This window comes from Vreelandella sp. EE27 (genome assembly GCF_968206495.1).
This window is the reverse complement of sequence record NZ_OZ309109.1, coordinates 1240087-1255018: the sequence shown is the minus strand read 5'-3', so window position 1 is coordinate 1255018 and position 14932 is coordinate 1240087. Positions and strand designations below refer to the sequence as shown.

General features: G+C 62.3%; 12 protein-coding genes. 9 read left to right on the top strand and 3 right to left on the bottom strand.

Annotated elements, in window-relative coordinates; genetic code table 11:
• Nucleotides 1–9 precede the first annotated feature (9 nt).
• Nucleotides 10–2034 (top strand): hypothetical protein, encoded by a 2025-nt coding sequence (locus ACWHVV_RS06040; RefSeq protein WP_447928535.1) that lies wholly within the window; start codon nt 10–12, stop codon nt 2032–2034.
• A gap of 10 nt (nt 2035–2044) precedes the next feature.
• Nucleotides 2045–2797: a TlyA family RNA methyltransferase gene (locus ACWHVV_RS06035; RefSeq protein WP_447928534.1), complete on the top strand. Its 753-nt coding sequence runs from the start codon at nt 2045–2047 to the stop codon at nt 2795–2797.
• A 1-nt stretch (nt 2798) separates the two neighbouring features.
• Here the strand turns inward: ACWHVV_RS06035 and mscK are convergent, their stop codons facing one another.
• Entirely contained in the window at nt 2799–6149 is a 3351-nt protein-coding gene (gene mscK, locus ACWHVV_RS06030) for a mechanosensitive channel MscK (protein WP_447928533.1), read from the bottom strand.
• A 153-nt stretch (nt 6150–6302) separates the two neighbouring features.
• Here mscK and ACWHVV_RS06025 point away from each other — a divergent pair, with 153 nt between their 5' ends.
• From ACWHVV_RS06025 to ACWHVV_RS06010, 4 genes are all read left to right on the top strand, one after another.
• Nucleotides 6303–7334 (top strand): phospholipase A, encoded by a 1032-nt coding sequence (locus tag ACWHVV_RS06025; RefSeq protein WP_447928532.1) that lies wholly within the window; start codon nt 6303–6305, stop codon nt 7332–7334.
• 80 nt (nt 7335–7414) lie between these two features.
• Nucleotides 7415–7747 carry a DUF883 family protein gene (locus tag ACWHVV_RS06020; RefSeq protein WP_447928531.1) on the top strand — a complete coding sequence of 111 codons (333 nt, stop codon included), beginning with the start codon at nt 7415–7417 and terminating at the stop codon, nt 7745–7747.
• Nucleotides 7747–8151, top strand: a complete 405-nt coding sequence (locus ACWHVV_RS06015; protein WP_447929121.1) for a phage holin family protein — start codon at nt 7747–7749, stop codon at nt 8149–8151. The genes ACWHVV_RS06020 and ACWHVV_RS06015 overlap by 1 nt, the downstream gene beginning before the upstream one ends.
• Complete coding sequence (locus tag ACWHVV_RS06010) at nt 8126–8422, top strand: hypothetical protein (RefSeq protein WP_447928530.1); 297 nt, start codon at nt 8126–8128, stop codon at nt 8420–8422. Before ACWHVV_RS06015 ends, ACWHVV_RS06010 begins: the two co-directional genes overlap by 26 nt.
• Before the next feature lie 72 nt (nt 8423–8494).
• Here ACWHVV_RS06010 and ACWHVV_RS06005 read toward each other — a convergent pair whose 3' ends face one another.
• The gene (locus tag ACWHVV_RS06005; protein ID WP_447928529.1) at nt 8495–9679 is read right to left on the bottom strand and encodes an NAD(P)/FAD-dependent oxidoreductase; all 1185 of its coding nucleotides are present in this window, start codon (nt 9677–9679) and stop codon (nt 8495–8497) included.
• Between the two features lie 174 nt (nt 9680–9853).
• Here ACWHVV_RS06005 and ACWHVV_RS06000 point away from each other — a divergent pair, with 174 nt between their 5' ends.
• Both ACWHVV_RS06000 and ACWHVV_RS05995 read left to right on the top strand, forming a co-directional pair.
• Entirely contained in the window at nt 9854–10945 is a 1092-nt protein-coding gene (locus ACWHVV_RS06000; RefSeq protein ID WP_447928528.1) for an efflux RND transporter periplasmic adaptor subunit, read from the top strand.
• Nucleotides 10945–14058 carry an efflux RND transporter permease subunit gene (locus tag ACWHVV_RS05995; RefSeq protein WP_447928527.1) on the top strand — a complete coding sequence of 1038 codons (3114 nt, stop codon included), beginning with the start codon at nt 10945–10947 and terminating at the stop codon, nt 14056–14058. Before ACWHVV_RS06000 ends, ACWHVV_RS05995 begins: the two co-directional genes overlap by 1 nt.
• A 70-nt stretch (nt 14059–14128) precedes the next feature.
• Here the strand turns inward: ACWHVV_RS05995 and ACWHVV_RS05990 are convergent, their stop codons facing one another.
• The gene (locus tag ACWHVV_RS05990) at nt 14129–14539 is read right to left on the bottom strand and encodes a DUF3617 domain-containing protein (RefSeq protein ID WP_447895555.1); all 411 of its coding nucleotides are present in this window, start codon (nt 14537–14539) and stop codon (nt 14129–14131) included.
• A gap of 182 nt (nt 14540–14721) precedes the next feature.
• Here ACWHVV_RS05990 and ACWHVV_RS05985 point away from each other — a divergent pair, with 182 nt between their 5' ends.
• Nucleotides 14722–14931, top strand: coding sequence for a CPXCG motif-containing cysteine-rich protein (locus tag ACWHVV_RS05985; RefSeq protein ID WP_447528247.1), 210 nt, complete (start codon nt 14722–14724; stop codon nt 14929–14931).
• Nucleotide 14932: the final 1 nt, after the last annotated feature.

The following is a 14932-nucleotide window of genomic DNA, read 5'->3' as shown; positions in this document are numbered from 1 at the left end:
GGAGCCGTTGTGACGACCGCCAATGAAGCAGAACCGCCGAAGCTCGTCGGGCTTTTGGAAAAACTGGATGACGCGCTACACAGGTTAAAAGAGGCCCCCGCGTTCAGCCGGCCCGAAAAACTGCCTCGCGTACTGGACACGGCTCGCCGTGTCCTCATGCAAGACGGTGGTTGCCAGGCAATCGAAAGCCGTACAGCGGATTTTGAATCCGCTGCGGTTTTTCAAGGCTCTGACTGGGAAACGCCCCAGTACTTGCAGCCCACACTTGCCACGTTCGCCCTCAAAAGCGCCGATCCTAACACCGTGGTGATCGAGGCACTCAGCGAGCTTCGTCTGCTGGCCGTGGCCAAGGGCGAGTACCGTCACACCCTGATTACTCAGGAGCAGGCGCACCACTATCTGACCCAGGTGATGGCGCTCAACCTGACCCTTTTATTCAGCGCGGCAAGCGAGGCCGAGCGCGAAACGCAAGGCCGGCTTGCCACGCTCTCCCGCACGCTTTTCCAATACCTGGCTCAGCGCATCGGTTTTGAACACATCCTCGATCAACTGATCGAGGAGATCTGGCGTATCCTGAAGCAGCGTCCGGTCCAGGTCGACGGCATCAAGCAGATGATCACCCAGATCGCGCTATGCCAGGCCAACCCGGACATCGACCTGGGCGCCAGCGGCCAGGGGGCCGACCGGCTGGTCAGCTCGCTTTTCGGGCCAACCCAGGCCTGCCGCGAAGACCCGGGGGTCGAGATTTATCAGCGCCGCCTCGAGGGCATGGATACCACCGCGCTCCAGGCCGAATCCACCGGCTGCGCCCGCGCCATGCACGATACCGGACTGGTGTCGCCTTACCACGCGGTGCTGCTGCGCTTTTGTCTGGATGAGAGCGACCACCTGCTGGGCGAGGCGCTGGGCCTCTCGGCGACCGGGCGCGACTGCATGCTGTGCTATCGCGAGCTGGTGCACGGCTTGATTCGAGAAAGTGTCCACCCTGCCACCGCCCAGGCGGTGTACGGTCTGGCGCTGCTGCTCGAGCGCGGCATTCTCTACCAGCCTCCGGTGGCGCCCGCCATGTGGCGTCAGCTCAATCTAGCGATTTCCGACTGGGCCAGGGCGCGGCTGACCAACACCTATGGCGATACGGTCAGCCCGAACGCCCGGCTCATGGAGGGCGTGCTCTGTTTGCTGGGGCTGCCGCTGGGGGTGGGCCAGGGTAATAACCCGACCTGCCAATCCGCTCGCGCGCTTTCGATGTGGGCCTACAACGACCCGGACTACCTGCTGCAAATGGTCGCATGGGCGACCCGGGACGACGAGATCATCATGCACTTCGAAGGCCAGCCGATCTCCTCGAAAGAGAGCGTATCCGGGGTGGCCACAGCGCTTCCCATGGACCTCGATCCGGTCTCGCTGATCGTGGTGCCGCATCTGGACCGTATTTACGCCGAAATGGGGCGGCGCTGCATTGGCCGCGAAGGCGACCCGCACCGCTGGGTCAACCCGGAGTTTCACGGCTGGTGGTCCGGGCGTGGCTTTCGCATCAACGTCGATGTCCAAAGCGGCAAGCTTTGCGACGTGGACGCCTTCATCCGCCACTTTTACGCAAGCTATCATCCGTTTTATAACGGCAACCAACCGCTGATTCACCCGCAGCCCGCGGGCATCGCCGTCACCGACAGCGCCGGGCGCTTCATCGGCTGGCACGCCATTACCATTTTGCGCACCTCCCTCGACCCGACGGACACCATGCGCGTCTATTTTTTCAACCCCAATAACGACAGCGGCCAGGATTGGGGCGACGGTGTGAAGGTCAGCACCGCCGGTTTTGGCGAGCGCTTCGGCGAGGCTTCGCTGCCCTTCGATCAGTTCACCTCCCGGCTTTATATTTATCACCACGACCCGCTGGAGCGCGGCGAGCCGGCGACGGTACCCCGCGACGAGCTCGAACGCGTGGAAGGCTACCTGCACCGCAGCTGGGGGGCCGCGCGCCTGCCCGCCATCGAACTTCAGGCAAGCCACCCGCCCCACTCACCCTGTTAACGCTTTCGACATGACACGACTCGACCAACTACTGGCAAGCCTGGGGCTTGCCAGCTCCCGTACTCGCGCCCAGCGCCTCATTCGCAACGGCCGCGTAAGCCTTGAAGACGGCACGCCCCTGACCCGGGCCTCGGAGAAATGGCCGTCGGACACTACGTTTCTTATCAGCGACGACCCGGAGGAGCGCTACGTCTCCCGGGCCGGTTTGAAGCTCGAAGGCGTGCTGCACGCGCTGGATATGCGCCTGGACGGACTCAACGCGCTCGATATTGGCCAGTCAACCGGTGGCTTCACCGATTGCGCCCTGCGCTTTGGCGCCCGCCACGTGATCGGTGTGGAAGTCGGCCACGGCCAACTCGCCGCGCTTCTTCGCGAAGATAGCCGGGTCACCTGCCTGGAGGGGCTGAACGCGCGGGCCATGAGCCGCTGTGAGGCGCTTTTAGGCGCTCTCGAACAGCACCCGGCGGATATTGCGGTAATGGATGTCTCGTTTATTTCCCAAACGCTGATCATTCCCGAGCTCGCCGCGCTACTCCCGCCTGGCGGGCGGCTTTTGTCACTGGTGAAGCCGCAGTTCGAGCTCGACCCCAAAGCGCTCGACAAGCGGGGCGTGGTACACGACGCCAGCCGCTTTGCCGAGGTCAAAACCCGTGTGCTTGATTGCTGTGGTGAGCACGATATGAAGGTGACCCACTGGCAGGAGAGCCCGATTACCGGGGGTGACGGCAATCGGGAATTTTTGCTGCTGGCCACCCGGGCCTGAGCTAGCTTAGCGAAGCCGGTGGCAACTGCTGTGCGGACTGCACCTTGACCGGCTCGGACTCGTCGCGGTGCAGCCAAACGTCCATCTGCTCGAAGGCCACGCGAATACCCGCCTCGCGCAAGAGCGCGTCTACTCGGCAGTTCACCTCGTCGGCGGCGAACAGACGATCCACCAGGTCGTTGACGAAGATGCGCAGTTCGAAGTTGAGGCTGTGCGGTCCGTAGCTGACACAGAACACCTGAGGCTCCGGGTCGACCAGCACCCGGGCATTCTCGTCGGCGGCTTGGCGCAGCAGGGTATGGACGCGCTCGAGATCCGAACCGTGGGACACCCCGAATGTGAGCACCACCCGGGTGACGTTATCCGACAGCGACCAGTTGATCAGCTGGTCGGTCACGAAGGTTTTATTGGGGATGATGATCTCTTTACGGTCGAAATCCGTGACCGTCGTGGCGCGAATACGTATCCGGCTCACGGTGCCGTGCAGGTTGCCAAGGGTGATAGTGTCGCCAATACGAATCGGTCGCTCGAACAAGATGATCAGCCCCGAGATGAAGTTGGCGAATATCTCCTGAAGGCCAAAGCCCAACCCCACGCTGAGCGCGGCCACCAACCACTGAAGCTTGTCCCAGGAAACGCCGAGGGTCGCCAGCGCCATGACCACGCCGGTCCCCACGATGGTGTAGGACAAAAGCGAGGTGATTGCATAGGCGCTGCCCTGCTTGAGCGAAAGCCGCGACAGTACCGAGACTTCCAAAAGTCCCGGCAGGTTGCTGGCCATGATGATCGTCACCGCCACGACCAAAAGCGCCGTGAATACATCGCTGATCGAGAGCGTATTGCCGACCAGATCGCCGTCTTCGGCGTCCCAGATCGAGACCTGGTCCAGGTAGCCCAGCACGGTGAGCAGATCCGACCACACCAGGTATAAAAGCGTGGTAAAGCCGATCAAAAGAATCAGTTTGGAAAGCCGTAGCGACTGGCTATTGATCTGCTGCATATCCAGCGGTGGCTCCTCGACCACTTCGAGCCCGCCTTCGGCGCCCTCCTGCACCTGGGCCCGGCGCCTTGCCAGCGCCCGGCGGTAGGCAAGTCGCCGGGCCGCCACGGCCAGGCTTCGCACCACCGTAGCCTCGACGATGATCCAAAGCCCCAGAATATAGAGCGTCATGGCAAAACGCCCCACCAGGCGAAGGGCGGTGTATTCGAACCCCCAGGCGACCAGGCTAAACAGCACCAGCGGCACGGCGGCGATCCCCAGGCCCAGCAGCAGCCTGAAAAGCCGCACGCCGAAAAACGGCACGTGGGCGAGAATCAACTTCGCCAGCCACCAGCTCATGGCGCCAAGCGACACGAAGAAAAGCCCCAGCGCCAGCGGGCGCTGGGCGAGCGGCGTTTGCATGGGTGCTGAGAGCGTGGCGATCACCACCACCAGCGACAGCGCAATTCCGAGCCCGCCAAGGAGCTGGCGCAGCTTGGCACCGTAACCCGCCGACCAGGTGAAGTGGCGCTCGGCCACGCCGTCGGGCACCAGCAGCCGTCGCCCCCAGGCAATCGCCCCCCAGCTAAGCGACAGCTGTAAAAACGCCAGTGCCAGACTCTGCGAGGCCGGCCCTTCACCGGTCCTTAGCCCGACCCCCACCCCGGCCAAGACCAGCGGCCCGGGGATCGCCAGTAGCGCATTGAGTAAAACCGCCCGGGGCGTATGTCCCTGGGTGTCGCTTTTGAGCCGGCCGATTTGCGAATGGATTCGCGTAAGCCCCGCCTTGATGCGCGCTCGAAGGCCCATCAGCAACAGGCTGATCAAAACGAGCGGCGCCCCGGCCAGCACCTCCCAGGAGAGGCCTTCCCAACGGGACGGCAACAGGTTTCGCCACTCGCCTTCGCGCCATTCGATACGTAGATTCTGCGGCAACTGCCTAAGCCAAGCGACATCCAGCGGGCGGCTGCTGGCCACCCAAAAAAGCTGCTCGTCGATGGTGGTGCGAAGGTTACGAGAAATCTCCAGAAGCTGCTGCTGATTGAGCTGAAGCTCGATGGCCGCGCTCAAAAGCCCGCCGTAGGTCTGCTCGAGCTGGTCGACGAGCTCGCGGCGCGACTGGTAGAGCCGCGAGAGCGAATCGACCAGCCCCGCCGTCACTTCGACCCCGGCCTCTTCCAAGCGCTGATTGGCCAGCCGCTCGCCCTGGCGAAGCTGGTCGCGCTGGCGGACCAGATCGAACTGTTTCAGACGTAGATCGGCGATTTCATCCTGCAGGTCGTGGCGCGGCGCGATCACGGGCAGGGACTGGCGCTGCTCGACCAAAATGCGCGACAGAAGCTGGCTGCCGCGAATGGCGTCGAGCTGTTCGTTGAGGCTTCGCTGGAGCTGGCGGACGTGATCGAGCTGGCGTTGGGCTTCGATATTTTCGCGGACGATACCGTTGGAGCGGTCGGTGGCGCGCAAAAGTTCCAGACTCAGCTCCTGATTGACCTGCTGGGCACGTAGCACCACCGGGTGACCTTCGGCCACCAGCGGGTCCTCCCGGGCGGCGTCGGCAATGGCCTGCTCCGACTGTAGCCGGCGCTGGCGGTCGATCACGCCCTGGAGCAAGTTGAGCTGCTGCTCCTGTTCGTCGATTTGCAGCGAGAGCAAATCGCGGCGGCGTTGGGCCAGCTCGCGCAGGCGGCTATTGGCGCTGAGCTCGCGCTGATTGAGGCTCATTTCACGCTCGGCCACCGTACGATTCAGACGCAGCTGGATCAGGTTGGCATCGTTTTGCGCCGAAAGCTGGCGGTCGGCAAGCAGGGCTTCGCGGTCGTCCACTTCCCGGCGCAACCGCTCGCTACGCTGGATCGCATTGGAAATGGCCTGCTGGGCACGCTCGGGCAGCGTTTGCGCCGCCAGCAGTTGCGAGTTGGCATCCGCCAACTGGCCTTGCAATTGCTGTAGCGCGACCACCGCATCGGCCTGGCGGCTCTCCAGATTCGAAAGCGCCATATCGCTTAGATCACCGGCGTTGAGCTGCTGGCTGGCCTGTTCGGCCTCGTTGAGCTCACGCTCCAGGCGAAGCAGCGCCGCCGGCGACTCCTCCATACGCTGTTCGAGCGTGGCCAGGCGCTCTTCCATCGCGCCCAACCGTTCGTAGGCGTCCAGCGCTGCCTCAAGCGCCTGAATCTCACTTTGTTGCTGCTCGCTCGGCTCGCCTTCGGCCTCTTCGATCGCACTCAGCCGCTCGTCGAGCTCTTCCCGGGCAGGCACGCCCTCCACCTCGACGGCCATCGCGCTCGGCGCCCCCGCGAGGAGTAAAAGCGCCAGTAGCGCGCCGCAAAATACCCATACTCTTACCGCGCATTTCACCACGTTATGCATGCCTCGCTGACATAATCGCCCCGCCCGGAGGGCGGTCAAGGGGGCATTGTCCTGGGTAATCACCACTTTCGCAATCACGAGTAGTTGACTTAAACGCCAAGGCTGTATAGAAAGCCCTGTTAACTCTCTTTTCCCATATCGCGAGCCTCACTCATGGTCACCCGACACCGGTTATTAGCAGCTCTTTTCGTGTTTGCGGGTACGGCCCCGCTCGCCAATAGCGCCCTGGCAGAAACACAAGAAGAGATCGAGGCTCGTATTCGCGCGTTAAATACCGAGCTTTATCAGCTGCACCAGCAGCTACAACAAATAGAGGCACCGGCGGATAGCGCCGCCGGGCTCGAGCCTGAACCGCTGCCCGAAGAAGTCGCCCTCGAAGACTTGAACGAGCGCCGCCAGCTCGAGCAGGAATCCACCCGTAACCCGTTCGCGATCACCACGCACCGTACGAACTATATTTTCCCGGTGAGTTATAACGGCAGCACCGACGCCCCGAGATTTCGCGAGATCACCGATGAAAACGGCCCCGACGATATCGAGGTCAAGTTCCAGTTCAGCGCCAAGTTCAACCTGGTCGAGGACCTGTTCGGCGACGTGGGTGATGTCTATTTCGGTTACACCCAGCGCAGCTGGTGGCAGGCGTATAATACCGATGCCTCCTCCCCGTTTAGGGAGACCAACTACGAGCCGGAAATTTTTATCGATTTCGACAATGCGTGGAGTGCGCTCGGCTGGGTCAACACGCGCAACCGGGTGTCGTTCAACCACCAGTCCAACGGGCGCTCCGACCCGCTGTCGCGTAGCTGGAACCGGGTCTATCTGGAGAGCACGTTCCAGCGCGGCGACTGGGCCCTCACCCTGGCCCCTCACTGGCGCGTGCCGGAATCCGAAGGGAGTGACGACAATCCGGACATCGACCGCTACATGGGCTACGGCGACATTCGCCTGGCCAAACGCCTGGACGGCAATCACGAATTAGCGACCCAGCTACGCGGCAACCCCTCCGCCGACCACTACGGCGCGCAGGTGGACTATAGCTGGCCGGCGTTCACCAATCTTCGTGCGCACCTGCAGTACTATTACGGGTACGGCGAAAGCATGATCGACTACGACAACCGGGTACACCGCCTGAGTCTCGGTTTCAGCCTCAACCCGCTGTTCAGCGCCACTGGCCTGAACCGATAAAGCGGCGAGGTTGTCTATTCGATAATGGCTGCTATGCTGACAGTAGTCAGCGTTTCATTAACTCGTCAAAGGAAGACATCATGGCCAAGCGTAATTCAGACAGCTCCACACGTGCCGATCAACTAAAAAACGACCTTCGCTACCTGAGCGAAACCGTCGAAGAGCTGGTCAATGCGACCTCCAAGGATGCCAGTGGTGAAATGCGCGGCCTGCGTGAACGCGCCGAGCGCCGCTTGAAAGAGACCCGCTCGCGTCTTGAAACCGCTGGTGAGAACCTTTACGACGATACCCGCGAATCCCTCTCCAACCAGGTTGATTGCTGCGACCGTTACGTACGCGACAACCCATGGACCAGCATGGGCATTGGCGCCGCTGCGGGTCTGGTAGCTGGACTGCTGCTCGGTCGTCGCTAATGGCCTTGGGTCCAACCCAACGCGTATTCTCTGCCGCCAAACGCCTGATAGGTTCACTGGTTGCCAATAGTGAAACCCGCCTGCGTTTGGCGGTTTTAGAGCTTGAAGAGGAACGCGCGCGCATATTGGTTCTTTTTTTACTGGCGGGTGCAAGCCTTCTGCTGTTGTTGCTGGGAGTGGCCACGCTTACCGCGCTGGTCATTATTCTGTTTTGGGATACCTACCGCATTACGGCGATTGTCTTTAGTGCCGGCGTGCTCATCTTTTTAAGCCTGCTGTTTGCACTGATTGCCATACGACAGGCAAAAAGCCATACGCTTTTAAAAGAGACGCTTAAGCAGCTGTCGGCGGATCGAGCGCTACTGGAGGCCAATCAACATGACCAACCAGACGACCAACGCTAAGCCGAGCCGCGCTGAGCGAAAGGCGGCGCTTCTGGCCGAGCTCGAACAGCAGCGCGTCGATATTCTGGTCGACAGCGACTTTCTTTTGAACGCGGCATCCCCGCTCGAGAACAGCCTGAAAAGCTTTCGCCTTCCGCTCTATGCAGTCGGTGGTATCGCGGCCTGGCGGCTCATGCGCCACCCCGGCGGCGTGATGGCGGCAGGTCGCAAGGCGCTGGCGGGCTATATGCTGTTTCGCAAGTTCAAACTGCTTGCCAAAATCGCCACCTAAGCCCGGCCTTCGAACTTGTATCTCGGCTAAAAAAACGTGCGCTTTGGCGCACGTTTTTTATTTGAAAGCGCATCAAAGCGCTTGGGCGCAGGCCACCCCGCTCGCCCAGGCCCACTGAAAATTATACCCCCCGAGCCTTCCCGTCACATCCAGTACCTCGCCGATAAAGCGCAGCTGTGGAAGGCCTTTCACCTCGAAGGTTTTCGACGAGATGGCCTCAGTGCTGACGCCGCCCATGGTGACCTCGGCGGTACGCCAGCCTTCGGTGCCGGAAGGCTTGAGCGTCCAGTGGTTGATGCGCTCGGCCCACTCTTGTAGCGCTTCGTTGGAATACTGCGCCAGCGGCTTTTGGCTCTGCGCCTCGGGATACCACTCGATCATCGCCTGAGCAAGACGCTTGGGTAAGCGCTCGCCAAGCCAGGTAGAGAGCAGTCGTTTAGGGGTCGCCCCGCGCGCCTCCAGCAAAAGCGCACTGGCCTGCTCCCCGGGCAGCAGGTCGATCTCAAGCGCCTCGCCTGGCTCCCAAACGCTGGATATTTGCAGGATCGACGGCCCCGAAAGGCCCCGGTGGGTAAACAGCAGCGGCTCTTCGAAGCGGTGATCTTGTGAGGTTACCGCTACCGGCACGCTCAGCCCGGACAGCGCGCTGGCGCGCTCTTTCCAGGTATCGCTCAAGGTCAGCGGCACAAGCCCGGGGCGCGTGGGCAGCACCTCCAGGCCGAACTGGCGGGCGATATCGTAACCAAAGCCGCTCGCGCCGAGCGTGGGAATCGAAAGCCCGCCGGTCGCCACGACCAACGCACCCGCATCGATTCGCCCGCGGGACGTTTCAAGACGCATCCCTTCACCGGCGCGCTCGACGCTTGTGATTTGAGTATTGAGCGATACCTCGGCGCCAGCCCATTCGCACTCGGTCAGCAGCAAACGCACCATCTCCTTGGCAGAGTCGGCGCAAAAAAGCTGGCCGGGTGCCTTTTCCACGTACTCGAGGCCGTGACGCTCGACGAGCTCGACGAAGTGCTCAGGGCGGTAGCGCTTCAGCGCCGAAATACAAAAATAGGGGTTTTGCGAATAAAAATGGCCAGGCGCGGTGTCCAGGTTGGTAAAGTTACAGCGCCCGCCGCCGGACATGAGAATCTTCTTGCCCGCTTTATTGGCGTGGTCGAGCACCAGCACGCGTTGGCCCGCGTAGCCCGCCTGGGCTGCGCACATCAACCCCGCAGCACCCGCGCCAATGATCACGACATCAAACACCATACCCGGTAACCTCGAACAAACAGAAAGCCGACTATTCTATCAGCTATAAAGCGGTTATTTTCTTTAAGGGGTAATGACACTTGAAACCGCCGACGACGTTGCATTAAACGCCGCCTTGAATGACCCTGCGCTTTTCGCCCGCCCCCCTCGAGACGGCCAATGACCGAGAATTTCATGCATGTTTTAAAACGCCCGCCCGGATTATGGCTAACGAGACTACTACTGACCGGTCTGTTACTGATTGCCCACGCCCCCTTGGCGTTTGCCCAGCCGCTGCCAAGCGTCATTGGAAGCCATGCCCAAGCGAGCACCTGGTCGGACCCGCTCGAGGCGCTGGGAACGCTGAGCGCCGACGAAAGCGTGACGCTTTCGGCAACGATCACCGACACCGTGGCCGAGATCAATTTCGAGGACGGCGAGCAGGTCGAGCGCGGGCGGCTTTTGATCCGCCTGGACGATACCGAAGAACAGGCACTTTTACGCGCCGCCCAGGCGCTGAGCGCCGAGCGCGGTAACGCCCTGACCCGGGCCACCCAGTTGCAAAACCGTAACCTGGCCGCCCGCGCGGATGTCGAAGACAACCAGGCTCAGCTCGATCAGGCCCGCGCCCAGGCCCAGGCCATCGAAGCGCAGCTGACCAACTACCGCCTGCACGCCCCGTTCAGCGGTCGGGTCGGCTTGCGTACTATCAGTGTTGGCGCACTGGTCACCCCGGGGACCGAGCTCGTCACCCTCGACAAGCTCGATATCATGAAGCTCGATTTCAGCGTGCCCGAGGTGTTTCTTGGGCGCCTCTCGACGGGGCTTACGCTTAGCGCCACCACCGCGGCCTACCCCGACGACGTGTTCAGCGGCGAGATCGCCAGTATCGGCACGCGCATCGACCCGGCCACTCGCAGTGTCGATGTCCGCGCGCGTCTGGAAAACCCGGACCTGCGCCTGCGCCCCGGCATGCTCATGGAAGTCACCGTTCGCCAGCGCCTGCGCGAGGCCGTCGTGATCCCCGAGGCAGCGCTCGAGCCCAGCGGCGATCGCCACTACGTGATGCTGATTCACCAGACGGATGACGGTGACCGGCTGGAGCAGCGCCAGGTCATGATTGGCGAGCGCCGCTACGGCGAGGTGGAGATTCTGGAGGGTTTAAACGCCGATGATTTGATCGTGGTGCACGGCCTCCAGCTCGCCCGGGACGGGCTAGAAGTGCGCCTGCTCGGCGTCGTCGACGACGAGACCAGCATTCGTACGCTGCTGGAGGCGAATCGCTAATGCGCCTATCGGATATCTCGGTTCAGCGCCCGGTCCTTGCCATGGTGATCGCCGCGCTGATCATCGCCTTTGGCGTACTGGCGCTCAACCGACTGCCGCTGCAGGAGTATCCTACCGTCGATCCGCCGATCGTGAGTATCGACACCCGCTACCCCGGCGCCTCGGCCAATGTGGTGGAAACGCGCATTACCCAAATTCTCGAGGATCGCATTGCCGGCGTCGAAGGGATCGAGCTGATCACCTCGCGAAGTGAAGATGGCCGGTCGCGCATCGAGATCGAGTTCGCGATCACCATGGATATCGACGCGGCGGCCAACGATATTCGCGACCGCATCTCCGGGGCGCTGCGCAACCTGCCGGACGACGCCGACAATCCGGAGGTCACCAAGGCCGACAGCAGCGAAGAGATTGTCGTCTGGCTAAGTCTCTCTGGGGCGAACTACTCGATCACCGAGCTTACCGACTACGCCAACCGCTACTTGGCGGACAGCCTCTCGGTGCAGCCCGGGGTTGCCCGAGTGCGCCTGGGCGGCGGTCGCGATTACGCCATGCGTGTCTGGCTCGACCGCAACGCCCTGGCCGCCCGGGGCCTGACCGTCGGCGATATCGAAGACGCCCTGCGCGCCGAGAACGTCGAGCTTCCAGCGGGCTCGATCGAGTCCGCGGACCGTCAGTTCATCGTCCGCCTGCCTAGAGCCTTCGCGACCGCCGATGACTTCAAACGCCTGGCCCTCGCCCAGGGCGAAAGTGGTTATCTGGTGCGCCTGGCCGATGTCGCCCGGGTCGAAGTGGGCTCGGTCGAAGACCGTTCGGTGTTTCGCGCCAACGGCGTGCCCATGGTCGGGCTTGGAATCATCATGCAGTCCACTGCCAACGTGCTGGCCCTTTCCGAGGCCGTGCAGGACGAAATGGAGCGCCTCCAGCAAACGCTGCCCGAGGGTATGGAGCTCTCCCTCAACTACGACGCTTCACTGTTCGTCTCCGGCGCCATCGACCAAGTGGTCTCGACGCTTTTTATCGCCATGGGCCTGGTGGTGATCGTCATCTTTCTTTTTTTGGGGAATCTGCGCACCACCCTGGTGCCCGCGGTCACGGTACCCATTGCGGTGATCGGCGCCTTCACCGCGCTTGCGGCGATGAACTTCTCGATCAACCTGTTGACGCTGCTGGCACTGGTGCTGGCCATTGGCCTGATCGTCGATGACGCCATCGTCGTGCTCGAAAACATCAACCGGCGCATGTTCGAGTACGGCGAGACACCTTTGGTGGCAGCGTACCGTGGTACCCGCCAGATCGGCTTTGCGGTCATCGCCACGACGCTTGTGTTGGTGGCGGTGTTCGTTCCGCTGAGTATGCTGCAGGGCGATATCGGGCGGCTATTTTCCGAGTTCGCCTTGACCATGGCCGCGGCGGTGGTGTTCTCCACGCTGCTGGCGCTCACGCTCACCCCCATGATGGCCTCGAAGATTCTCAAACCCGGTATGCACGATAGCCGCGTGGGGCGTGCGGTGCAGTGGCTTTTGAACCTCACCCAGCGCCTTTATCGGCGCGTGCTGGAAACGACGCTTCGCCTGCGCTGGCTGGTGGTGGCGCTGTTCGCGCTGCTGATCGCCGTTACCGGCTGGCTGGCGGCGCATTTGCCCAGCGAATACACCCCCCAGGAGGATCGGGGCAACTTCATCGTGCTGGTCAACGGCCCCGAGGGCGCCACGTTCGAGTACATGATGGACTATATGGACGAGGTCGAGGCGCGCCTCGACCCCTTTCTGGACAGCGGCGAGTTCGAACGCGTGGTGGTCCGCGCGCCGCGCGGCTTCGGCAATATCGAAAACTTCAACAGCGGTTTTTTGATTATCGACATGGCGAGCTGGGGCGAGCGGCGCAGCGCCTGGGAGGTCATGGACGACGTGCGCGCCACGCTCTCTACCCTGCCCGGCGTGCAGGCGTTTCCGGTGATGCGTCAGGGGTTTGGCCAGCGCACTCAAAAACCGGTTCAGTTCGTGCTTGGCGGTGGCTCCTATGAAGAGATCGCCCGCTGGCGCGACGTGCTGATCGACCACGTCCGGCGCGACAACCCGCGCCTGACCGCACTCGAGAGCAACTACGATGAAACCCAGCCGCAGCTTCGCGTAGAGATCGACTACAACCGGGCCGCCGCGCTTGGGGTGACGGTCAGCGAGATCGGCCGCACGCTGGAGGTACTACTGGGCGGGCGCAACGTGACCCGCTATGTCGACGACGGCGAGGAGTACGATGTGATCGTCGAAGGCGACCGCGCGCGCCAGAATAGCCCGCGGGCGCTGGACAACATCCAGGTGCGATCAGCGCGAGGCGGCGCGCTGATTCCGCTCTCGAGCCTGGTGACGCTTTCCGACTTCGCCGGCGCCAGCACGCTGAATCGCTTCGACCGTGTCCGCTCGATCACCCTCGAGGCGAACCTGGCGGACGGCTATACCCTGGGCGAGGCGCTCGAGTACCTACAGCAAAGTGCCGATGAGCTGCTGCCCGAGGCCGCCCAGACCAATCTGGCCGGCCCCTCGCGAGATTTCCAGGAAGCGAGCGGCGCAACGGCGTTTTTGCTGATTTTGGGCGCGGTGGTGGTCTTTCTGGTGCTGGCGGCGCAGTTCGAGAGCCTGATCCACCCCTTCGTGATCATGCTGACCGTACCGCTTGCCATGAGCGGTGCGCTGCTGGCGCTTTTGCTCAGCGGCCAGTCGCTGAACATCTACAGCCAGGTGGGGCTTGTGCTATTGATCGGCCTGGCGGCGAAGAACGGTATTTTGATCGTCGAGTTCGCCAACCAGCTGCGCGACGAGGGCGTGGCGTTTCGCGAGGCACTCATCGAAGCCTCGGTGACCCGGCTGCGCCCCATTTTGATGACCGCGATCACCACCATGGCAGGCGCGGTACCGCTGATTCTCTCGAGCGGCCCGGGCGCGGAATCACGCCTGGTGATCGGCACCGTGGTCATGGCCGGGGTGGGCGCAGCCACGGTCTTTACGCTGTTGGTCGTGCCGGTGGCCTATGACCTGCTCGCCCGTCACACCGGCTCGCCCAACGCGGTCAAACGCCGCCTGGAGGCGGAGATGGCGGCAGGCGATGAAAGCCGTTAAGCGCCTTTAAAGCCTTTTCCCCGGCCACAAAAAAGGCGCCCGCAGGCGCCTTTTTTGACCGGGCAGCGTTTTAGCAGTCGCCAACGCGCTCGCCTTCGATCACGGTGTCCATGGTCAGCTCACCCATGGGTGACTCGGTCAGGATGGTGACCGTGCCGTCGATCTGCTCGCCCATGAAGCTCATTTCGCCGTCGATGGTCGCCTGGCCGCCATCGGCGCTGCACGCCATGCTGTAAGAGATGCCGTCGGCGTTCATGTCCTGGCTAATCAGCTCGCAGCCCTGCTCTTCTTCGATCAGGCCAAACTCGGCGCTATCGAGCTCTTCCTGGGTAATGCATTGACGCTCGGTTTCGGTTTGATCGGGAATATCCATCTCGCCGCTAATGCGGGTGACGCTGACGAATTCCCACTCGCCCGGCTCGACGTTCGGGGTATCGGCCAGAGCAACCATCGGGAGGGCCAGTGCGGCCGCAACTGCCATGTAACGTTTCATCATCGTTCTCTCACTTGATTGATCGAAAAAACCGCACACCATCCTACCTGATTCACGCCTGCGGCGCGCCCCCCGGGCTCTGCTACACTTGAGCGGCCCTGATTGATCGACCCTAATTGATCGACCCTTTGGCCTATCATTGCCATAGCATTTTAAACAAGGAGTTCGCCATGGACGAAGACGCGCTCATCGAGCACGATTTCGACTGCCCCTACTGCGCCACGCCGCTCACTTTCGTCATCGACACCTCCCAGGGAAGCCACACCACCTGGGAGGACTGTCACCGCTGCTGCGCGCCGATTCAGGTGCAGGTGCTGCTCTCCCCCATGACCGGCGACATCGAAGCGATCACCACCGGCCGCGACGACGACGTGCTCTAGA